Origin of the sequence: Pelistega ratti, assembly GCF_009833965.1 — a bacterium.
GTDB classification, from domain to species: domain Bacteria; phylum Pseudomonadota; class Gammaproteobacteria; order Burkholderiales; family Burkholderiaceae_B; genus Taylorella; species Taylorella ratti.
On sequence record NZ_CP047165.1, the window covers coordinates 2,229,979 to 2,251,914 of the forward strand.

24 protein-coding genes are annotated in these 21,936 nt (G+C 38.5%); 9 read left to right on the forward strand and 15 right to left on the reverse strand.

What is annotated here, in order from left to right:
• Positions 1 to 124: 124 nt before the first annotated feature.
• Both F9B76_RS09720 and F9B76_RS09725 read left to right on the forward strand, forming a co-directional pair.
• Positions 125 to 460 (forward strand): DUF2325 domain-containing protein, encoded by a 336-nt coding sequence (locus F9B76_RS09720; RefSeq protein WP_159991929.1) that lies wholly within the window; start codon positions 125 to 127, stop codon positions 458 to 460.
• 53 nt (positions 461 to 513) lie between these two features.
• Positions 514 to 678, forward strand: coding sequence for a hypothetical protein (locus F9B76_RS09725; protein WP_159991930.1), 165 nt, complete (start codon positions 514 to 516; stop codon positions 676 to 678).
• A 323-nt stretch (positions 679 to 1,001) separates the two neighbouring features.
• On the opposite strand, the gene F9B76_RS09730 is transcribed toward F9B76_RS09725, so the two are convergent.
• Positions 1,002 to 1,655 (reverse strand): C40 family peptidase, encoded by a 654-nt coding sequence (locus F9B76_RS09730; RefSeq protein WP_159991931.1) that lies wholly within the window; start codon positions 1,653 to 1,655, stop codon positions 1,002 to 1,004.
• 434 nt (positions 1,656 to 2,089) lie between these two features.
• Between F9B76_RS09730 and F9B76_RS09735 the strand changes: the two genes are divergently transcribed.
• Positions 2,090 to 3,736: an electron transfer flavoprotein-ubiquinone oxidoreductase gene (locus tag F9B76_RS09735; RefSeq protein ID WP_201289307.1), complete on the forward strand. Its 1,647-nt coding sequence runs from the start codon at positions 2,090 to 2,092 to the stop codon at positions 3,734 to 3,736.
• 113 nt (positions 3,737 to 3,849) lie between these two features.
• On the opposite strand, the gene F9B76_RS09740 is transcribed toward F9B76_RS09735, so the two are convergent.
• Positions 3,850 to 4,230 carry a DUF423 domain-containing protein gene (locus F9B76_RS09740; protein ID WP_159991932.1) on the reverse strand — a complete coding sequence of 127 codons (381 nt, stop codon included), beginning with the start codon at positions 4,228 to 4,230 and terminating at the stop codon, positions 3,850 to 3,852.
• Positions 4,231 to 4,576: 346 nt separating this feature from the next.
• On the opposite strand from F9B76_RS09740, the gene F9B76_RS09745 reads away from it, so the two are divergent.
• Both F9B76_RS09745 and F9B76_RS09750 read left to right on the forward strand, forming a co-directional pair.
• The gene (locus tag F9B76_RS09745) at positions 4,577 to 6,370 is read left to right on the forward strand and encodes an aminopeptidase P family protein (RefSeq protein ID WP_159991933.1); all 1,794 of its coding nucleotides are present in this window, start codon (positions 4,577 to 4,579) and stop codon (positions 6,368 to 6,370) included.
• Between the two features lie 96 nt (positions 6,371 to 6,466).
• On the forward strand, positions 6,467 to 6,802 hold the full coding sequence (locus F9B76_RS09750; protein ID WP_159991934.1) for a zinc ribbon domain-containing protein YjdM: 336 nt from the start codon (positions 6,467 to 6,469) through the stop codon (positions 6,800 to 6,802).
• A gap of 141 nt (positions 6,803 to 6,943) precedes the next feature.
• Here the strand turns inward: F9B76_RS09750 and rpmG are convergent, their stop codons facing one another.
• A complete protein-coding gene (gene rpmG / locus F9B76_RS09755; protein ID WP_159991935.1) occupies positions 6,944 to 7,111 on the reverse strand; it encodes a 50S ribosomal protein L33 in 168 nt (55 codons plus the stop codon).
• Between the two features lie 41 nt (positions 7,112 to 7,152).
• A complete protein-coding gene (gene rpmB, locus F9B76_RS09760) occupies positions 7,153 to 7,389 on the reverse strand; it encodes a 50S ribosomal protein L28 (RefSeq protein WP_159991936.1) in 237 nt (78 codons plus the stop codon).
• A 341-nt stretch (positions 7,390 to 7,730) separates the two neighbouring features.
• Between rpmB and lysM the strand changes: the two genes are divergently transcribed.
• Positions 7,731 to 8,174 carry a peptidoglycan-binding protein LysM gene (gene lysM / locus F9B76_RS09765; RefSeq protein ID WP_159991937.1) on the forward strand — a complete coding sequence of 148 codons (444 nt, stop codon included), beginning with the start codon at positions 7,731 to 7,733 and terminating at the stop codon, positions 8,172 to 8,174.
• Positions 8,175 to 8,320: 146 nt separating this feature from the next.
• Here the strand turns inward: lysM and phoA are convergent, their stop codons facing one another.
• From phoA to radC, 5 genes are all read right to left on the reverse strand, one after another.
• Positions 8,321 to 9,724, reverse strand: a complete 1,404-nt coding sequence (gene phoA / locus F9B76_RS09770; protein WP_159991938.1) for an alkaline phosphatase — start codon at positions 9,722 to 9,724, stop codon at positions 8,321 to 8,323.
• A gap of 209 nt (positions 9,725 to 9,933) precedes the next feature.
• The gene (locus tag F9B76_RS09775; RefSeq protein ID WP_159991939.1) at positions 9,934 to 11,346 is read right to left on the reverse strand and encodes an MATE family efflux transporter; all 1,413 of its coding nucleotides are present in this window, start codon (positions 11,344 to 11,346) and stop codon (positions 9,934 to 9,936) included.
• A 64-nt stretch (positions 11,347 to 11,410) separates the two neighbouring features.
• Positions 11,411 to 13,147 (reverse strand): ArnT family glycosyltransferase, encoded by a 1,737-nt coding sequence (locus F9B76_RS09780; RefSeq protein WP_159991940.1) that lies wholly within the window; start codon positions 13,145 to 13,147, stop codon positions 11,411 to 11,413.
• A gap of 161 nt (positions 13,148 to 13,308) precedes the next feature.
• Entirely contained in the window at positions 13,309 to 13,569 is a 261-nt protein-coding gene (locus tag F9B76_RS09785) for a type B 50S ribosomal protein L31 (protein ID WP_159991941.1), read from the reverse strand.
• 185 nt (positions 13,570 to 13,754) lie between these two features.
• Complete coding sequence (gene radC, locus F9B76_RS09790; RefSeq protein ID WP_159991942.1) at positions 13,755 to 14,438, reverse strand: RadC family protein; 684 nt, start codon at positions 14,436 to 14,438, stop codon at positions 13,755 to 13,757.
• Between the two features lie 70 nt (positions 14,439 to 14,508).
• Here radC and F9B76_RS09795 point away from each other — a divergent pair, with 70 nt between their 5' ends.
• Together F9B76_RS09795 and ispH are read left to right on the forward strand one after the other, a co-directional pair.
• The gene (locus tag F9B76_RS09795; protein ID WP_159991943.1) at positions 14,509 to 14,985 is read left to right on the forward strand and encodes an FKBP-type peptidyl-prolyl cis-trans isomerase; all 477 of its coding nucleotides are present in this window, start codon (positions 14,509 to 14,511) and stop codon (positions 14,983 to 14,985) included.
• Entirely contained in the window at positions 14,985 to 15,935 is a 951-nt protein-coding gene (ispH, locus tag F9B76_RS09800; protein ID WP_159991944.1) for a 4-hydroxy-3-methylbut-2-enyl diphosphate reductase, read from the forward strand. The genes F9B76_RS09795 and ispH overlap by 1 nt, the downstream gene beginning before the upstream one ends.
• A gap of 8 nt (positions 15,936 to 15,943) precedes the next feature.
• On the opposite strand, the gene F9B76_RS09805 is transcribed toward ispH, so the two are convergent.
• The 6 genes from F9B76_RS09805 to F9B76_RS09830 are packed head-to-tail and all read right to left on the reverse strand — an operon-like array spanning position 15,944 to position 20,131.
• Entirely contained in the window at positions 15,944 to 16,561 is a 618-nt protein-coding gene (locus tag F9B76_RS09805) for a Maf family protein (RefSeq protein ID WP_159991945.1), read from the reverse strand.
• A 16-nt stretch (positions 16,562 to 16,577) separates the two neighbouring features.
• Entirely contained in the window at positions 16,578 to 17,048 is a 471-nt protein-coding gene (gene rlmH, locus F9B76_RS09810; protein WP_159991946.1) for a 23S rRNA (pseudouridine(1915)-N(3))-methyltransferase RlmH, read from the reverse strand.
• A 3-nt stretch (positions 17,049 to 17,051) separates the two neighbouring features.
• Positions 17,052 to 17,459, reverse strand: a complete 408-nt coding sequence (rsfS, locus tag F9B76_RS09815; protein ID WP_159991947.1) for a ribosome silencing factor — start codon at positions 17,457 to 17,459, stop codon at positions 17,052 to 17,054.
• 15 nt (positions 17,460 to 17,474) lie between these two features.
• Positions 17,475 to 18,062, reverse strand: coding sequence for a nicotinate (nicotinamide) nucleotide adenylyltransferase (gene nadD, locus F9B76_RS09820; protein ID WP_243140643.1), 588 nt, complete (start codon positions 18,060 to 18,062; stop codon positions 17,475 to 17,477).
• Complete coding sequence (gene purD / locus F9B76_RS09825; protein ID WP_159991948.1) at positions 18,059 to 19,348, reverse strand: phosphoribosylamine--glycine ligase; 1,290 nt, start codon at positions 19,346 to 19,348, stop codon at positions 18,059 to 18,061. The genes nadD and purD overlap by 4 nt, the downstream gene beginning before the upstream one ends.
• Positions 19,349 to 19,393: 45 nt before the next feature.
• Complete coding sequence (locus tag F9B76_RS09830; RefSeq protein WP_159991949.1) at positions 19,394 to 20,131, reverse strand: YebC/PmpR family DNA-binding transcriptional regulator; 738 nt, start codon at positions 20,129 to 20,131, stop codon at positions 19,394 to 19,396.
• Between the two features lie 170 nt (positions 20,132 to 20,301).
• Between F9B76_RS09830 and F9B76_RS09835 the strand changes: the two genes are divergently transcribed.
• Entirely contained in the window at positions 20,302 to 21,786 is a 1,485-nt protein-coding gene (locus F9B76_RS09835) for a helicase HerA-like C-terminal domain-containing protein (protein ID WP_159991950.1), read from the forward strand.
• The last annotated feature ends 150 nt before the right edge of the window (positions 21,787 to 21,936 follow it).

The following is a 21,936-nucleotide window of genomic DNA, read 5'->3' on the forward strand; positions in this document are numbered from 1 at the left end:
TGGTTTTCCCTAGGCGATTATAAAAAATTATTAAAATAATTGAGAAAAGCTATTGAAATGATAATAATTCTCATTTAGAATATAAAAACATGATAAACATATCTGAAATTATTTAGGAGATAACATGGATTTACCTTTATCAATGAGTGCAGTAGTGGTGGGGGCTGACCGCTTAGGTAATTTACCTGATGTATTAAAAGCTCATAATATTAAGATTAATAAACATATTACGGGGAGAGACCCTTCTCATCAGAAGAAAAATTTATCTTTACCGAGTGGTACACAGTTATTAATTTTATTAACGGATTTTCTTGGGCATAATGTGATGAAGTCTTTTCGTTCTGCTGCTGAGAAACAAAATATCCCCATTGTGGCTTGTAAACGTTCTGTTTGTAGTATGCAACAAGCGTTAGAGCAATGCCCACATGTATGTGCACAATGTCCTAATCGTAAAAAATGATAGATAACATTGAGTAATGTGGTTTGTAGAAAATTGGCGAAAAGGAAATCAAAATGCGTTTATTAAATCATGTATTAATGGCGATTGTAGGGTTGATGGTGTTATGGTCATTGATTGGCATATCAGCTAAGCAGATTGGTGAACAAACACAATACTCAATTTTTATTAAAAATCAACCAAGTGTACAAGTATGGTTTGGTGATGACTATCAGGGATAATTTATGGTGAGTGATAAGTAGCGTGATAACTGATCGTATTTATCCTTTATGTGGTAGTCGTGATATTCCTTTAGGGGAGAGTGCCTTACTATCTATTGATATTAGAAGCCTAATTGAAAAATCCGTAAATTTGATAACCCTCATGAAAATGAGGGTCTTTTTTTATTAATTTATAAAGAGACAGAGATAGTGGGTAATATGGCTATTTAGTATAAATTTTATAGATGGTAAAAAGACAAAAAGCACATTGCTGACTAATGCATAATGTGCTTTTATTAATGAAATGAGTAGGTTTATCGATAAAACTTCTTAACTCTCATTAATTAATGTTGTGCTAGGCTAGATGCTTTAGCGGTTAAACGGCGAGCACCGTTAAAACGCTTATCCCAGTAACCAGCAATCTTTTCGACTTGAACAGGTTTACCTGTACGAGGGGCGTGTAGAAATTTGTTATCACCTAAGTAAATACCGACATGAGAATTACGGAAACCGCGAGTGTTAAAAAAGACTAAATCACCGGGCTGTAAGTCATCACGTGTAACGGATTCTCCTACTTTTGCCATTGAAGCACTGGTACGAGGTAACTCAATACCCATATATTTATTGGCGGTGTAGTAAATAAGACCTGAACAATCAAATCCTTTAGGCGTAGCCCCACCGAAACGGTAACGTACACCAACGTAATTTAAAGCTGCTTGAGCAAGAGTGCTTGAATTTGAAGAATCAGATACACTAATAGAGGCATCTTTATTCAGACGATCAATCTTTGCTTGATTGATTAAGTTACCAATAGGATCTGAAACTTGAACTGACCACTGTGCATCAGAGGTATCGGTTGCAGATAAAAACTGTCCTATTGGATCTATATTTTGAGCATAGCTCGTTGACCAAATCGTAGGAAAGGTTATTATGCTCCCTATCAAAAAATATCGAGCAGGAACACTTAACCTTTGGGTTAAGGAAGAAATAAAGCGCATAGTAGGATATAAATTGTAGTAGTAGGGTTACTATGGATTCTTTGGGAGTAAAGAACCTTTTTCCATTCTACTGAAAAAAAGGTATTGTCTCAAGGATTTTTACAAATTACTGAAAATAAAAATAGTTTTCTATTATCTCGCTTAAATATGGGAGTTTTATTAAAAATATACTGCTATATTGTTTAAAAGCCCAATTTGTAAAAATAGTTATAATCCCCTTATTTTCTTGCAATGAAGAATAAAGTTTAAATAGTTAAAAGACACATTGCAGAGCTATCTTAATATTGGTATCATTGATGCGGTTAGTATGGATTATATACGCTAAAAAAGCAGCAATAAATAGTTATGATGCTCTTATATTTTATCTATAGATAAGAGATAGCGTGGTTCTAGTAAACAGTATCAATAAAGGTAGCATAAGGAGTTTCTCTCAAATGTCAGAACGTGAATCAATGGATTATGATGTAGTGGTGGTTGGTGCAGGTCCTGCGGGTTTAGCGACTGCTATCCGAATTAAGCAGTTAGCACAAGAAAATCAGCAAGATATTTCTGTTTGTGTGCTTGAAAAAGGAAGTGAAGTAGGGGCTCATATTCTTTCTGGTGCTGTGATGGATCCGCGAGCATTGACTGAGCTTATTCCCGACTGGAAAGAAAAAGGTGCACCATTACATACTAGTGTAACAGAGGATGCTTTCTTATTTTTAACGGAAAATAAAGCGTATAAGACACCGCATAGTTTACTACCAGACTGTTTTAAAAATGAGGGTAATTATGTGGTGCGTCTTGGTCATGTGGTACGTTGGCTGGGAGAACAGGCAGAGCATTTAGGGGTAGAGATTTTTCCGGGGTTTGCTGCCACTGAAATTATCTATGATGAAAATGGTGCTGTCAAAGGGATTGCAACGGGTGATATGGGTGTAAATCGTGATGGTTCGTATTCTGCCCATTATCAACAAGGTATGGAGCTACACGCAAAATATACGATTTTTGCAGAAGGATCACGAGGTCAGTTAGGGCGAGAATTAATTGAGAAATATCATCTTGATGAAGGTAAAGATCCTCAAAGCTATGGTATTGGTATTAAGGAAATGTGGGAAATTGACCCTGCTCAATCAAAACCTGGTTTAGTTATCCATTCGGCAGGTTGGCCTTTAAAGAGTGATACTTACGGTGGTGCATTCTTATACCATTTAGAGGGGAATCTTGTCGTTGTTGGTATGATTGTTGGTTTGGATTATGCCAATCCTTGGTTATCTCCATTTGAAGAGTTTCAGCGCTATAAGACACACCCTAGTATTAAACCCTATTTTGAGGGGGGTAAGCGTATAGCCTATGGTGCGCGTGCAATCACAGCAGGAGGGTTATTATCGCTACCTAAAACGGTATTCCCCGGTGGTATTTTAGTAGGTTGTGATGCGGGTTTTCTTAATGCCTCTCGTATTAAAGGTAGCCACGCAGCAATTAAGAGTGGTCAGCTAGCAGCAGAGGCGATTGTTGAGGCATTAAAACAAAATCGTTCTCGAGATGAATTACTGTCATTTGTGGAGACTTTCCAATCGTCTTGGTTATATGAAGAACTTAATAAGGCACGTAATTTTAAACAATGGTTTAAAAAAGGGCTTGTGGTAGGTACAGTGATGACGGGTATTGAGCAAAAAGTCTTTAAGGGTAAAATGCCTTGGACAATTCACCGCCAGAAACCTGATTATGCCTGTTTACAGCCTGCTGCCCAAATGCCTAAGATTGGTTATCCGAAGCCAGATGGTGTATTAACGTTTGATCGATTAAGCTCAGTTTTTCTGTCTAATACTAATCATGAAGAGAATCAACCCGTGCATCTAACACTTAAAGATCCAATGATTCCTGTTAAAGTGAATTTAGCAGTATATGCAGGGCCTGAACAACGTTATTGTCCTGCGGGAGTGTATGAGTTTATTAAGGATGAACATGGTGAGGATAAGCTACAGATTAATGCACAAAACTGTGTTCATTGTAAAACCTGTGATATTAAAGACCCCTCTCAAAATATTATATGGATAGCTCCTCAGGGTGGAGAAGGGCCTGTGTATAATGGCATGTAGTAGTTTAGAAAATTATTTATGGTGATACATCATTTTGTAAAACGGTATTCTAATCAAATACCGTTTTTTTATGGATAATTAAAAAAGCTTTTATCAAACAATGATAAATCAAATTATGTATTGGATTTTATTGGTAAAGCACTTAATGCTAAACATAGCCACCCAAAAATAAAACATAGTCCTCCCATAGGTGTAATAAGGGCAAATTTACCAATACCATCAGCAAGTACAAGCGTATAAAGGCTACCTGAAAAGCATAGTATGCCCAATATAAAAAGGAGAATGCTTTTTTTCCAAAGTGGGCTGAGATGATGTGAAAGAGCGATAACACCAATAATCGCTATGGTATGAATAAATTGATAAAATACAGCCGTTTGCCAAGTAGAGAGTCTTTCAGGAGATACGACTTCTTTAAGTGCATGCATACCAAATGCACCCAATGCTACAGCGATAAGACCAGAGAGAGCCGCAAAAATAATCGCAAAACGTATCATAAATAATCCTTGTAATAAGCGTAATTTTTGTAGAAAAAGTATATCAAAGATTGATGAAAAATAATCATTGAATTTGATAAAACGTTTGGAGAAAGGTTATTTTTGTATAAAACAATGGTGAGTGGAAGAGCTAAATAGAGAACAGATTTTTATCTGTATAAGTTGCTTGAATAATTGCTCTGCTGAAGGCATGATATATTTATCTATATAACTTTTATCATGTCATAAAGTTATAGCTTATTCTTTTTGAATGTAAACCAAGTGAAATGTAATGCATTATTCTGCAACTATTTATGTGAATTAGTTATACAATACTATATCTTTTGTTTTTATATGGGAGGAATATATGTCGAGCCAACTTATTCAAGAACGATTAACCCAATTGCGTCAACTTATGAAGAATCATCAAGTTGATGCATGGATTGTACCTTCGGCAGATCCGCATTTATCAGAGTATTTACCAGACTATTGGCAACAACGTGTATGGTTGAGTGGATTTACAGGGTCAGTAGGAACAGTTATTGTTACAGAAAACTTTGCTGGATTATGGGTGGATAGTCGTTATTGGGAACAGGCTAAAACCCAGCTTCAGGATACGGGTATTGAGTTAATGAAATCGGGTGAGCCAGATGTATTGAATATGGATGATTGGCTTGCTCAGCACCTACCCAAGGAAGCACGTATAGGTTTTAACCCCTTTATGATGTCGTTAAAGCAGGCGGAGCAATTAGAAGAAAAATTAGCGCCATTATCAGTCAGTCTTTTTATAGATGAAGATTTTATCGCTACATTATGGCAAGACAGACCAACCTTACCAACACAGACAGTTTATGTTCATGATAAAACGTTTGTTAGCCAAAGTCGTCCAGAAAAATTAGCGAATGTGCGAGAAATGATGCGAAAAGAGGGAGCAGATTGGCATTTTATTTCTTCTTTAGATGATATTGCTTGGTTATTTAACTTACGTGGGTCTGATGTTGAATATAATCCTGTTTTTTTAGCCCATGCCTTAATTTCACAAAGCTATGTTGTACTCTTTGTACCGAGAGGGAAAATCAGCCGAGAGATTGAAGCAGAATTAGCGGGTGATGGTGTTTTAGTAAAAGACTATGTATCAGCAGGGTTAATGCTTAGAAATCTACCGAAAGAGCAATCGCTATGGATTGATCCTGATAGAGTAGCACTTGCTTTAGGGGTAACCTCGTGCGAGAAAGTGATTAGAAAGGTAAATTCAACCCGTTTGTTAAAAGCAGAAAAAACCCCTCAAGATATTGCCCATATTCGACAAGCAATGGAACAAGATGGGGCTGCATTATGTGAGTTCTTTGCGTGGTTTGAAGCAGCACTAGAGCGTGGTGACACCATAACAGAACTAACCATTGATGAGCAAATTTGTCAAGCACGCGCCCGTCAAGCACATCATATTAGTCCTAGTTTTGCCACCATTGCTGGGTTTAATGCAAATGGTGCTATGCCTCATTATCAAGCAACATCAGAAAATTTTGCTGAAATTAAAGGTAATGGCCTATTATTAATTGACTCAGGAGGTCAATACCTTAATGGTACAACCGATATTACGCGTGTTGTACCAGTCGGTGAAGTAAGTGCAGAGCAAAAACGAGATTATACTGCGGTATTAAAAGGAATGATTGCCTTATCAAGAGCTGTTTTCCCTCGTGATTATCCCTCTGCTTTATTAGATACGCTTGCGCGTACCCCGTTATGGCAGATGGGTTTAGATTATGGGCATGGAACAGGGCATGGTGTAGGGTATTTTTTAAATGTACATGAAGGCCCTCAAGTGATTGCACACCGTGCTTACCGTGCTTCTCATCTTGAGATGAAAGAGGGAATGGTTACTTCTAACGAACCCGGTGTTTATCGTGCAGGAAAATGGGGTATTCGTATTGAAAATCTTGTGGTAACGGTAGCACATCAGAAAACAGAGTTTGTTGATACCTTAAAATTTGAAACCTTAACCTTATGCCCTATTGATACACGTTGTATTGATAAGCATTTAATGACGCAAGAAGAAATTGATTGGTTGAATACTTATCATGCTGAAGTTTTAGCACGATTAAAACCTTTGGTTAAGGGTGATGCATTAGATTGGTTAGTGCGTAGAACGCAAGCTATCTAAACAATAGTGGTTGTAAATTGATGCATTCAGTTTATCTAGGTGTCTCTTAGGTAAACTGAATAATCATCATAAAAAGAGATTATTTTAGAGGAAATTATGTCATATCCAAATTGTCCACAATGTCATTCTGATCTTACTTACCATGATGGGATGCAATTAGTCTGTCCTGAATGTGCCTATGAATGGCAAGAAGGAGAGATGCTTGATACGCTTGATGAAGGGTTCGTGGTTAAAGATGCTAATGGTACCGTTCTTCAAGATGGAGATACGGTTGTTTTAATCAAAGATTTAAAGGTAAAAGGTAGCTCTTTGGTGATTAAACAAGGGACTAAAGTAAAAGGAATCCGTTTACAAGAGGGCGATCATAATATTGCGTGTAAGATTGACGGTAGCGGTATGGATTTGAAATCAGAATTTGTGAAAAAGGCTTGAGTTTTTTCGTTATTCTTGGCATAAAACCTTATGATAGCGAGGGTATTTTTGTTTAGAAATAAATTTGTATCGTAAGAAGTGGTGATAGTGCCTAGCAACAAAAAACCTCATCAATTTGATGAGGTTTTTTTGACTAAATGCTTATTTCAATTTAGTTTCTTTGTACTCAACGTGTTTACGAGCAACGGGGTCGTATTTTTTGATGAGCATTTTGTCTGGTGTGTTACGTTTGTTTTTGGTCGTTGTATAGAAGTGACCTGTACCAGCTGTTGATTCTAGTTTGATTTTTTCACGAATACCTTTTGCCATTTTAAGCTCCTAGGGAATAATAAAATTTAAGCACCCGAGGCTTAAACTGATTGACCGTTAGCACGCATTTCAGCAATTACTGCATCAATGCCTTTTTTATCAATGGTGCGTAAAGCATTAGTAGAAATGCGTAAACGAACCCAACGGTTTTCGCTTTCAACCCAGAAACGGCGAGTTTGTAGGTTAGGTAAGAAGCGACGCTTAGTTTTGTTGTTTGCATGAGAAACATTATTACCGGTCATTGGGCGTTTACCGGTTACTTGGCATACTTTTGCCATAATTAACACCTCGTTAAGTTAAAAGATCTGATTGTTGGCCCAGACCTGCCTTCGTAGAAAATTAACCCTTTAAAGGTTAGTCTGCCATTCTATAGGAAAAACTAAAAAAAGACAAGAAAAATAAATAGTTAATTTATAAAAATAAAAGGGGTATGAGTGAAACAGTGGTATAAATAGAACATTAATACCGTGAATAGCTATTTTTCAATCATTGAATAGAGTGAAGAAGGAGAAATGACTTAAAATTGTGATACGCTAATAACCGCCTCTAATGGGGTAGTATGAAGAATTACGCTATAGGGCGATTTTTGTAAAAATTTATCTTTTATAGGAGATTGATAATGGGTTTATTTGATTTTGCTGCTGACATTGGTCGTAAATTATTTAGCAAAGAAGAGGAAGCCTCTAAAGCAGTAACAGAACATGTGGCTGAAGATAATCCAGGGGTTGAAAATGTTCAAGTAACCGTTGAGAATGGTGAAGCGAAGATTACGGGTGTTGCAACCACAGCGAGTGCGCTTGAAAAGGCGGTACTGATGGTCGGTAATGTAATGGGTGTTACACATGTTAATGCAGATGCTGTCGTTGTTGCCAATGGTGAAAAAGTAGCTGGTGATGAAGAATTCTATATCATTCAAAAAGGTGATACACTTTGGAAAATTGCTGAAAAAGCATATGGTAATGGTGCAAAATATAAAGCGATTGTAGAAGCGAATAAAGAAGTGATTAAAGATGAAAATAAAATTTTCCCTGGTCAGAAAATTCGTATTCCTAAAGGTTTATAATGGGTGCTATTGTTTATTGATGAATAATATATAAATAGCACATAAAAGAAAATGACCGTCTATATTTAAAATAGACGGTCATTTTTTTAGAGGGAAATCATTGTGTTAAAAGGTAGTTTACCTTGTCATAATGATTATTGATGGGATTATTTCCCCTCTAACGCTTCTTTGATAATAAAGAATGTATCGGTTTGATCAAGTAAACCAGAGAAGCGATAGGCTTTAGGACCATAAGCAGCAATACGTAATTGGCTACCTGTATGTGTTTGCTCATCCGCTTCTAGACTAGTGCCATAACTGATTGTCATGATAGAACCGTCTTTTGCTTTGAGTGTTTGATGTAAACCAGCTGGTTTTGCTTTATTAGGAACAAGCTGACTAGTGTGAGCATGGTCAGCCGTAACAATAACTAAAGTTTCACCATTTTTACGTGCAAAATCAAGTGCGACTTGAACCGCTTCGTCTAAATCAACAGTTTCACCCATTTGACCGCATGGATTGGCTTTATGATTTTGTTTATCAATAGAAGCACCTTCAACTTGTAAGAAGAAGCCATTTGGATTTTCTTTTAAAAGTTCAATTGCTTTTCCTGTCATTTGTGCAAGGTTTGGAATATCTGCTGTGCGATCAGGATTTGCTTGACATTCAATAGGTTGCTCTTTATTGCCTTCGATAGTGGCTTGACCACCTAACCAACGAACAGGTAGATTACCTTTGGCAAATAAACCTAGAATAGGGAACTTAGTTTGTGGTGTTAAAGCGTTAAGTGCATCGGTATTTTCAACAATATGGATACCCTTTTGTTGTGCTTGTTGCCATAATGTTTGACCTTTTGAATCGCCACCTTGGCTGACTTCATCAAATGTTTTGCGTCCACCACCTAACACAATATCAGGAGGAGAAACTAGGTATTGCTCTGTAATAGAGCCTAAACCGCCGTTTTCTAAAGCATTTTCTGGACAACGTTCAGCAGTTGCTACAGGACCATAACATTTACGTTGGCTAACGTGAGCTAATAGTGCAGCAGGTGTTGCATCTTGAATTTCAGAGGTAGTGACGTTTCCTGTTCCTTTGCCTAATTCTTTGGCAATTTCAATTAAATTAGGTACAGCTTTACCATTGACATCAACACCAATTGCACCATTGTAAGTTTTGATACCTGAGTTCCATGCAGTAGCAGAAGCTGCAGAATCAGTTACATGATCAATAAGTTTTGTCTTTTTATCAATAGCATATGTGGTGATTTGGCCAGAAAAGGGAAGTACGTCTAACCCTTTAAAAGCACCAGCAGCCCCTTCAGCATAATTACGAGCAATGGTAATTTCAGAGTCACCCATGCCATCACCAATAAGCAGAATAACATTCTTAGCTTTATGCTGCGTTAATAGTTGTGCTAATTCATCATGATTATTTTGAGTTAAACGTTTAGCACCACCGATAGTTAGAATATCACCACTCGCTACGCGTGGCATCTCTGCATGAGCAGTAGTTGCCATTAAACCAAAAGAAAGACCTAATAAAGCAAAAATAGGATTGAAAGTTTTAGTCATTGTTTTCTCCTGTTAAGACTGATAAACTTCGCTTCCTATTCTAAAAATAGCGTGTGAAAATTTAATGACAATAATAGGGTTATACTGAGGTAATATGGTAGAAAATATACAGCTTACCTTTGTAGATTATAAACAGTTATTAAAGGGGAGAATCTAAGCTATTTTTAATAACCCTCAGGCTAAAGTGAGGGTTAGATATACAAGGCGTTTTATTGTAAAGCGGCTGCTCCTATTTTAGACTTTTTAAGATGGGGTTGAATAATAATATAGTACCAAATACTAAGGATAAAACCACATAGCAATAGGGCAGCACAACACATTATCCATAGGCTTGAAACCCCAACAGCCGCACCGGGGGTAAGTATATCACCTAACCAAGTTAATTCTCCTTTGCCTGCTCCATAGCCAAAGTAATAACCACCGCCAAGCCCAAGACCAATGAGTAATACAGCTTGTGTAATAAAGGGGATGGTAGCGACTTTATGGGCGCGTAGAATATAGGTAATATCGCATTGAAAATAATCCAGTAAATGAAATAAAGGCACGATAGAAAGTAGGCTAGCTGCCATTATGGCGACCTGTGGATCATTTGTATAAAGAGAGACAATATAAGGCTTACCAAAATAGATAACTAGTATGGTGAGTATTGCACCTAAAAGCCCAAGCCATAGCCCCTGTAGGCTAATAAAATGAGATTGAATATAATTTTGTCGTCCAATGGCTTGTGCAGAAAGTGCTGCGGTGGCAACACCAATAGACTGCGGTAGCATATAAAGTAGGGCGACTAAGTTCATTTGAATTTGTTGTGCGCCTGATACATGTACACCTTCACGAGCAGCAAGGAGTGCCATAAAGGTAAAAGCACTAATTTCTACAAAGTAAGAACCTCCCATCGGAATACCTAATTTAAGAATATCTTTACAGTACTTCCATTGTGGTAATCCTAATTTAAGGGAGAATTGGTGATAATAAGTATCTGAGAAAATAAGCCATAATCCGAAAAGTAGGGTAAACCAACTTACGATTAAAGTAGAGAGACCTGCTCCTACACTTCCTAAGGCGGGTAAACCTAAATGCCCAAAAATAAGTACCCAATTAAAAAATGCTTTAATAAAGATACTTGCCACATTGATATACATAATGAGTTTAGGGCGTGAGGTTGATGTACATAAGGCATAAACAGCACGGAACATCAACGTTGCTGGCATGGCAAAGAAAGTGATGCGTAAATAGGTTTTAATTTCTTCTTTGACATTCTCTGCAATATTACCCGAAATACTTAACCAAATATCAGGAAAAAGTAGTGCAAGCCCTACAATCAGTGAAATAATAAATGCTAACCAAATCCCTTGTCCCCAGAGTATGCCGATTTCTGTTTTTTGATTTGCACCGAATAATTGAGAAAACATAGGGATAAGCGCATGGATAACCCCCATTAAACTAACGGTTACAGTAATATAAATAGAAGCCGCTAAACTGATAACCTGTAAGGACTGTGCATTAAAATTCCCTAACATCATGGTATCTAATACACCAAAAGAGACACCAGCAAGACTGGCAATAAAAATAGGCCATGCCTGATGAATAAGGTTTTTTTGGATACGTCGAGTGATTGTGCTCATAGGAGAGTATAAAAGAAATAGCGTCGTTCTATGCCATTATAAAACGACGCTTGGAAGAAAGTAATTATTTTTGTGTTTTTAAATCAATCAAGAGGAAAGTTTCCCCATGCCGTTCGCTATCACGTTGTCCTTGCCAAATAATGCTAGGATTTTTGAAAGAAGAATTCAGTAATGATTCTTTATTGGTTTGGAGTAGCATATAACGGCAAGCTTCATCTTGAGAAAAATGCACATTACCGAAGAGGTAAAAAGCAGCCCGTTGCCCTTCACCGAGATTTTCTCCTCTAATACACGTTTTTGCAGGTAATTTAAGTTGTGCAAAAGATTCACCAACGGTGCGATAAGAACGGTTATAGTTAATAGCAGGTAGCCATAAAGCCGATAGTAAAAACCATGTGATGGTTGTACCTGCTGCTGCAAGTGTTAATCCTCGCCACATCGCTTTAGGATTGGATTTAATTCGCCAAGCGACTAATCTATACCAGAAAATACAAATAATAATCCCTGCTATGACGTTAATCCATAAAATACGGGTATCAAACCCCGGAATTAAACGCATAATATTGTGGTGAATTTGTTGAGGAATACCAAAATGCAGGGCTACCCAACCGACCCAGATAGCGATTAAGGCAAAAGAAACCACCATAATCGAATACCAGTCAAGTAAATTGATAAGGCTACGTTTTAAGGTAGGGATAGCTAATGCTGCCAAAATAGCAAAAGCAATGGTTAATGGTGCATATTCGGGTTCAAATGCGCGTGCCGTGGTAAAGATAACTAGTAGATTGGCAATAACAAAACTGGTTGGAATAAAAATATGAGGTGTATCAAACCATTGGCGCCAGTTCCATAAAGCCAGTAATGCAAAAGGCCAGCAAGGCCATAAGAACCAAGATAAGTCTCTTAGATTTTTAGGGGTTTCTAACCAATGGGAAAGAGAAAAAAGCTGACGTTGATAATCCCACCAGTTTACTACCCATTCAGGGTCGATATTATAGGTACTTGCTAGCCATACAACACTTAATAAAGTGGCTAAGAGAAGACTAATAAATAAGAAAACCTTTAATCTGAGGTTATAGATACGGGTAATAAATAGAGAAAGTGAAACGAGCAATAAGGGTGTTACACCGACTACCCCTCGTGTCATAAAGGCCGCCACTAACATAGTACCTAGCACCAAGCTACCTTGTGTGGGGTGATCTAAAAAGCGTACAAAACCATAAAAAGCAACACCGTAAATTGCCATTAAAAGGGGAAAATAACTGGTTTCATGTAAACGAATGACAATGCCAACTGAAGCTAAAAGGAATAATAGTGCAACATCAGCAATCATTCGTCCATAATCACGGGGGTTTGGTTCTCCACCAAAAGGAAGATGTAACGGTTGTGCTTCTGGTCTTCTGGCTAATAGATACGTTCCATACCAAACACCCCATAGCATACTAAAAAAATAGAAAAAATTCGGCAAACGTGCGGCAAGAATATTATGTGCCTGTGCAGGGGAGACAAAAAACTCAAATAAGGGACTAAAAAGATAGATAAAAACGCCACCGATAATATGCGTTAGAGGGCCTAGTTCAGGGTAAGGTAATACACCAATATAAGTGCTTAACCAATGATTCTCTTCTAAAGCAGACATCATGGTTGCAATACCTACAAGATCATCTGTTTTCCATGGATCACGACCATATAAACCAGCGATAATATAGGCAATCATTACCCAAAATAATATTTTTCTGGGTAGTTTTCTGGCGGCTGGACTAGCGAGTCTGGCAGGAGTTTTTCTTTCAGCAAATGTCATTCAATATTTATTAGTTTTAAAATTTAAGTGAGCTTATTATAAAGCAAATTTTCCCTAGAATAAATGTGACACCAAAAGGTGATTAAGGCATAGGGAAAGGGTATATCATCAATAAAAAAAGCAGCCTATTAAGCTGCTTTTCTAGGCCTGAAAGGCGAAAATTATTTTTTGAGTGTACCCGCTGTACGAGCAAAACGAGCGCGGAATTTCTCAACACGACCAGTTTCAACGATACGTGTTTGTGCGCCAGTATAGAATGGGTGAGATTCTGCTGTTACGTCACATTTGAAAAGAGGGTATGTTTTGCCATCAATTTCAGTTGTTTCACGAGTTTGTACAGTAGAACGAATGATGTAGTTATTACCTGTTTGTAGGTCTAAGAAAACTACTTCACGGTATTCTGGGTGAATGCCTTCTTTCATGTTTAAGTCCTTAAAGATTGAATGGGTCGCCAGCCAATCGTCTGTGATCAGCAACGTATCCAAGTTTGGAATTGGCTATTATATCAAAAAATAAATGAAAAATTTCTACTTAATAGATAAAAAGTAGTTTTATTAATATTTTGGTTGCTCATAGACAACATAAGATAGGGGATATTTTACTTATTTTATGAAGAAATATACCCTAACTCTGCTAAAGAAACCGCTTTACCATTGGCAATAATCATATGATCCAGTAATTTTATATCAACGAGTGCTAAAACTTCTTTTAGATGATCGGTAATCTGTAAATCAGCATGACTAGGTTCAAGAGAGCCTGATGGGTGGTTATGTGCGAGGATAATATAAGTGGCATGAAACCGTAAGGCTAACTTTAATACTTCTCTTGGGTAAATTTGTGCCTGATCAATTGTCCCTTCTGCCAAAATAGCCGTATGTATCAATTTAAACCCTTTATTGAGGAGTAAGGCATAACAATGTTCAACCTCTAAATGCCCTAAATGGTGAATACAATAATTTTTAACAGCGGTGGATTGATTGAGTATATTGTCTTGTCGAAGCGGTTCTTCCAATGCTCTAGCGGCTAATTCTTTTAGTGCAAGTAATTGAGAAATTTTGGCATTACCTAAGCCTTTAATATGGCTTAATTCTTCACTAGAGGCATTGAGTAAGGCTCGGATACCGCCAAAATGCTCTAATAAGGTATCACAAAAGTTGAGAACATTATTGCCCTTTGTGCCTGTACTGATAATAATCGCTAATAGTTCGGCGGTACTAAGTACTTTTGGACCATGCTTAATCAGTCGTTCTCTAGGACGCTCAGAAAGAGAAATGATGGGTAAAGAGGTCATATTATAAAAATACCTGTGAATATTTGATTAAAATAGAGTTTATTTAGATTTTCCGTTAGCGTGCCAGAAAATGAGTGAAAATAATAGTACTTTGCATCAAATTGTCCACCCTCAATCTTATTTAACCTTAAATTACCGTATCACACTTGACTCTGGAGAGGGTAAGGGGTCTGTATTTATCGATACGTATAATGGTAATCCTGCAACACTTCAGATGGGAATGGGGCAGTGGCCTGAGTCTTTGGAGACCCCTTTAGTAGGGCATCAAGAAGGGGATTCGTTTACCTATTACCTTAAAGCAGCCGAAGCCTTTGGTGAGAAAAATCCTGATTTAATCCAAGCGGTTACTAAAGCTATGCTCTATGCTAATGCTGGAGAAAAAGCCGTTTTTGAAGAAAATGATTTAGTGGAGTTTACTGCACCTAATGGCGGTAAATTCTCAGGCCTTTTTAAACGATTTGAAGGGGATAATGCTATTTTTGATTTTAATCACCCTTTATCGGGGATTGATTTAAAAGTAGATGTTACCATTATTGGAGTACTTTAATGCCACAAAATGCTGAAATTTTACTGGCAGAACCAAGGGGGTTCTGTGCAGGTGTGGATCGCGCGATTGATATTGTAGAGCGTGCATTAGAGCTACATGGCGCACCTATTTATGTTCGCCACGAGATTGTACATAATCGTTTTGTTGTGCAATCTTTAAGAGATAAAGGCGCTATTTTTGTAGCGGAGCTAGATGAAGTGCCTAAAGGGTCTATCGTTGTGTTTTCTGCACATGGGGTTTCATTAGCTGTACGAGAAGATGCTGAAAAAAGAGGGTTAAAAGTCTTTGATGCGACCTGTCCTTTGGTGACAAAAGTGCATGTAGAGGTTAAAAAAATGCATCAATCTGGTCATGAAATTATTATGATTGGGCATAAGGGACATCCTGAAGTAGAGGGGACGTTAGGTCAAGCGACAGGACGTATGTATTTAGTTGAAACCCCTGAAGATGTTGAAAATCTTGTGGTGGAAAACCCAGAAAACCTTGCCTATGTTACCCAGACCACTTTATCAGTAGATGATGCGGCTAAGGTAACTCAAGCCTTACATAAACGCTTTCCTACTATCGTAGCTCCTAAGAAAAGTGATATTTGCTACGCGACACAAAATCGTCAAGATGCAGTCAAGATGATGGCACCACAATGTGATGTATTCTTTGTTGTTGGTAGTGTGAATAGTTCAAACTCTAACCGGTTACGAGAAGTAGCGGATCGTTTGGATTGCCCTTCTTATTTGATTGATGATCCCGATATGATTAAACCTGAATGGTTAGAGAATAAAAAATCAATTGGTATTACTGCTGGTGCATCTGCGCCAGAAGTGCTGGTTCAGAATGTTATTAATCGCTTAAAAGCATTAGGGGCAATCTCTGTGCGTAAAGTGGCAGGTATTGAGGAAAATGTTTCTTTTCCTCTACCTAAAGAGTTATCACGAAAGTTAAATGAGGGGTGATGGGATATCTATCTCCCCAATTGCTGCAATAAACTCCATGTTTCATATAGCGGTAATCCCATTACACCGCTATAGCTACCCTCTATTTTTTCAATAAATACAGAGGCTAAACCTTGGATACCATAAGCACCGGCTTTCCCATCATATTCTCCGCTTTGAACGTATAGTGCAATGTCTTTAACACTAAGTGGTCGCATGGTTACTTGTGTAATAGAAACCGTTTTGAGTAATTGTTGGCGATAAGCAAGTACAACGGCAGTATGGACTTCGTGTGTTTTCCCTGAAAGCTGGCCTAGTATTCGTGCTGCGTGTGACGCATCAACGGGTTTGCCAAGAACCTGATTATTCAATATCACACAGGTGTCTGCTGATAGAATAGGGCGTACCCATAGTTCTTGTTCTTCAATATAGGCTTTGGCACGAAGTGCTTTTTTTAAGGCAGTGCGTTGTACATAGTCTTTTGCGAGTTCATCAGGAAGTTGAGGTTCATCTTCGCCAAGAGGTTGAGGCACCTGTAATACTTCATGAGCAATACCAATTTGTTTCAGTAATTCGTGTCGTCTGGGGCTAGCAGAAGCTAAATAAATCATAGGAAAAAGGGCTTCTATATGATTTAAATGATGCATGGTAAAAATATCCTTATTATGCTCGGTGATAGGGGTGATTAACGGTAATACTCCATGCACGGTAGAGTTGCTCGGCTAATAAAATGCGTACCATAGGGTGGGGAAGTGTAAGGGAAGATAAACGAAGTTTAAGATGACCTGTATTTTTGATGGTGTTATCTAAACCATCGGGCCCACCGATAATAATAGCAATATCCTGTCCGCTGTTTTTCCATTGTTCCAGATGTTGAGCAAGTTGTACCGTGGTTATATCTTTACCATGTTCATCAAGAATGACCTTTAAGGTTTTTTCAGGGATGGCAGCTTCTATGCGTTTGGCTTCTGCTGCCATCATTTGAGTAGGTGTTTTACCACTTGTCCGTGGTTCTGGCTTGATTTCTTTTAGCTCAATCGTACAATCGTTAGGCATACGTTTAGCGTAATCCTGCCATGCTTCCTCTACCCATTTGGGCATACGATTGCCTACGGTGATGATGTAAAGTTTCATTTTTTAGTCGTTATCATCAAAAGCGCTATCGTTATAAAGTGGTGTTGCAACAGGTTGGGTAGATTGTGGAAGTAATTTCACACGTACAGGCTTACCACCCCAAATTGCTTCTAAATTATAATAAGCGCGGATAGCAGGCTGCATACAGTGGATTACAATATCACCAATATCGAGTAATACCCATTCACCACTTTCTTCACCTTCTAAGGCAATAATTTCTATATCATGTTCCCGTACGGCATCAATAACGCTACGTGCTAAGGCACGTGTTTGGCGATTGGAAGTACCGCTTGCAATAATGACCCGATCAAATAAGCCCGTCAAGTGGCTTGTATTAAAAATTTTAATATCTTGTGCTTTGACATCTTCAAGTGCATCAATCACAAGACGTTGTAGTTTTTGAATATCCATATGTAATACTAAAAATTATTGATATAAATGATGTTGCTTTATATATTGTAAGGCATCAGGGTGCATAAAAGCACTTACATCTTCATGTGCCATCAGTTTATTTCTAATCATGGTTGAGGATAAATTAATCTCATCAAAAGGTAAAAAAATAAGTGACTTTTGCTGCTTCTGTAATTCCTCTTGTAGAGCCTGTGGGGCTGTAATATCGTAGTGGGGTCGTTTGATAATCACTAATTGCACATACTGTAGAATGGATGCCCATTGATGCCAAGTACAAAAATTATTGAGTTGATCCGTCCCCATTAGCCAGTAGTATTTGGCCCTTATTGGTAATGCTTTTACCGTGTCAATAGTATAGCTTGGCCCATCACGTTCGATTTCAATGGTGTTAATACTCAGTTTTGGAATATCTTGAATAGAGCGTGATAAGATGGCTAAGCGGTGTGAAGCATCTAATACCCCTTTTTTTTGCCAAGGTTGACCAGCAGGGATAAATTGTACCTCATTTAAGTCTAAATGCTGAATAGCCGCTAAGGCAAGGTGTAAATGGGCTAAGTGGAAGGGATTAAAACTCCCTCCTAATAGCCCGATTTTGGGTATCACACTTTATCCTTTTTTAAAGCACGCCAAGCAATATCGGTACGATACTGCGCTCCATCGAAGTGGATATGCTGAATCGTATCATAAGCCGTTTGACGAGCTTGCTGAACCGTATCACCAATTGCTGTAACACATAAAACACGACCACCACTGGTGACTAAGGTATTATCAACTAAACGTGTTCCTGCATGGAAAGTCACACAGTCTTGGGAAGTAGCTGGGATTCCTGTAATCTTATCACCTGTTTTAGGTGAGGCGGGGTAGTTTTCAGCTGCCATAACAACACCTAATGTTGTGCGTGGATCCCAGTCAATCGTTGCCTGATCTAATTGACCTGCAATAGCTTTTTCAACCACTTCTGCAAAATCATTACGAATACGCATCATAATAGGCTGCGTTTCGGGGTCTCCCATACGGCAATTGTATTCGAGTACCTTGATTGAGCGGGTAGTATCATCACCTTCATCAATCATTAGTCCAGCATATAAGAATCCCGTAAAGGTAATCCCATCAGCGGCCATTCCTTTAACGGTTGGATAGATAATTTCCTGCATAATACGGTCATGCAAAGTAGGACTAACAATGGGAGCTGGGGAGTAAGCACCCATACCGCCCGTATTAGGGCCTTGGTCATTGTCTAATTGACGTTTATGGTCTTGGCTACTGGCAAGAGGAAGTACATTTTTACCATCTACCATTACGATAAAACTCGCTTCTTCTCCTTTAAGAAAAGCCTCAATCACTACTCGTGCACCTGCTGAGCCGAGCTTGCCATCGCCTAGCATATCATCAATGGCTTGATGGGCTTGTTCAACGGTTTCGGCAACCACAACACCTTTACCAGCAGCTAACCCATCGGCTTTAATCACAATAGGAGCGCCTTGCTCTTCAATATAAGCATGAGCTTTTGCTGCCTCGGTAAAGGTTGCATAAGCGGCTGTTGGGATATGATGGCGGAACATAAAGGCTTTAGCAAAGTCTTTGGAACTTTCTAGTTGTGCAGCAGCTTGAGTAGGGCCAAAAATAGCGAGACCTTCTTGGCGGAAGGTATCCACAATGCCATCTGCAAGTGGTGCTTCAGGGCCGACTACGGTAAAAGCAATATGATTTTCTTTAGCAAACTGTACCAACTCTTCTTTTTTGCTTAATGCAATATTTTGAAGGGAAGGCGTAAGTGCTGTGCCACCATTGCCCGGCGCTACAAAAACTGTTGATATACGGGGTGATTGTGATAAACGCCATGCAATGGCATGTTCACGACCACCGCTACCAACTACTAATACTTTCATAAAAATTCCTTTTGCTGATATTTGATTAAAGATGTACTTCTAGTGTTATGCCTCATTAGATTCATCAAATACAGCAGTGGTATGTACCTCTTGTACGTCATCTAATTCTTCTAGCATATCAAGGATTTTACGCATTTTAATCGCATCATCACCCTCAAGAAGTGTTTCATTTAGTGGTTTCATAATAATCGCTTCAGCCTCAGGAACAAGCCCTGCTGCGTGTAAAGCATCTTTTACCTGTGTGTAATCACTAGGGGCAGAGATGACCTCAATAACACCTTCTTCATCGGTAATAATATCTTCCGCCCCTGCTTCTAGTGCCACTTCCATGATTTTTTCTTCATCACTACCGGGCGCAAAAATAAATTGACCGCAATGCTTAAACATAAAGGTAACTGAACCATCTTGTCCGAGATTGCCACCAAATTTGCTGAGTGCATGACGTACATCAGAAACGGTTCGTGTGCGATTATCTGTCATACAATCAATGATGACAGCGGCACCTGCTGGACCGTAGCCCTCGTAGCGGATACTTTCATAATTTTCACCATCCGCACCACCAGAACCACGTTGAATAGCCCGCATAATATTGTCTTTGGGCATATTGGCAGCCATTGCCTTATCCCAAGCAAGGCGTAATGCTGGATTGGCATTAGGGTCAGGGCCTCCAGCACGAGCAGCAACTTGAATTTCACGAATGATTTTTGTCCAAATTTTTCCACGTTTAGCATCTTGGCGACCTTTGCGGTGCTGAATATTTGCCCATTTACTATGACCAGCCATAATTATCCTTACTGTAAGGTTACTGAAAAACCTCAATTGAAATGTTGAATAAAATAAATATTTAAGCCATAATTTTACCAATTCTTTAGTTTTTTTATTAGTATTGTGGTGTTATCGCTCGAATGAAGTGGTAAAAGCAGGCAAAAAAATTATTTTTAGGACGATAATCTATGGCAAATCCCATTCTTTTAGCAAAAAATGCTGAACATGATGTATTTTTACTACCAAAATACGCTAACCGTCATGGGTGTATTACAGGGGCAACAGGCACAGGTAAAACGGTTACATTACAGGTGATGGCACAGGCTTTTTCTCAATTAGGTGTCCCTGTCTTTATGGCAGATATTAAAGGAGACTTAACAGGGATTTCCCAAGCAGGGCAGAGTAGTCCTAAATTTGAAGAGCGTCTTCAAAAATATAATTTACCGATGCCTCAGTTTTCTGGCTGTCCAACGGTATTGTGGGATGTTTTTGGTGAGCAAGGTCATCCTGTGCGTGCAACCATTAGTGATATGGGGCCTTTATTACTCTCTCGTGTATTAGGGCTAAATGATACACAGACAGGTGTTTTAAATTTAGTCTTTAAAGTGGCTGATGATGAAGGTCAACTTATTTTAGATTTAAAAGATTTGCGTGCAATGTTAACGCATATTAGTGAAAGAGCTACAGAGTTACGTCAAACATACGGAAATGTATCACCCGCTTCTGTTGGGGCGATTCAACGGGCTTTATTAGAGATTGAAGCACAAGGGGCAAATTTATTTTTTGGTGAACCAATGTTAGATATTTTTGACCTTATCCGTACCAATAGTGATGGACAGGGGTATATCAATATTCTAGCAGCCGATAAGTTAATGCAATCCCCAAAACTTTATTCTGTTTTCTTATTATGGTTATTAGCAGAGCTGTATGAGGCACTTCCTGAAGTAGGTGATTTAGAAAAACCAAAATTTGTGTTCTTCTTTGATGAAGCACATTTACTCTTTAATGATGCACCCGCGGTATTAGTAGAACGTATTGAACAAATTGTCCGCCTAATTCGTTCAAAAGGAGTGGGAGTTTATTTTGTCACACAAAATCCACTTGATATTCCAGATACTGTATTAGGACAATTAGGTAATCGTGTACAACATGCCTTGCGTGCCTTCACACCACGTGATTTAAAAGCCGTCAAAATAGCGGCTGAAACAATGCGACAAAACCCGTCCTTAAATCTAACCACTGCAATTACAGAGCTAGGAGTTGGTGAGGCATTGATTTCTTGTTTAGATGAAAAGGGAACCCCCTCTGTTACACAACGAGCATGGGTTGTTCCACCTGCCAGTCGTATTGGCCCAGCCAGTGAAAGTGAACGTATGGCACTTCGCCAGCAATCGCCTTTTGGAGGGAAATATGATCGAGCATTTGATCGAGAATCTGCCTTTGAAGTATTGCAACGCCGTGCGGAACAAAAGGGTGCAGAGCAAGCAAAAAATAGTCAAACCGATAATGAGGGTATTTTAGGTGCTGTTAAAGATTTGATGTTAGGCAGTACAGGCCCTCGAGGTGGTAAAAAAGACGGCATTGTGCAACAAGTGATCAAAAGTCAAGCTCGGAGTATGACACGTCAATTAATTCGAGGGGTGCTAGGGTCATTAATTGGTGGTAAAAAATAATCGATTAATTAAGGTATGTCCTCAATTTACTTTTTCATCAATTCTTAGCTAAGAATTGATAGTATTTATTTAAAAATAAGTGATAATTTCTTATAAATACACCCTCCAACAAGCCTATTTTTAGTTGATGATAAGGAGTTCTATAAATTG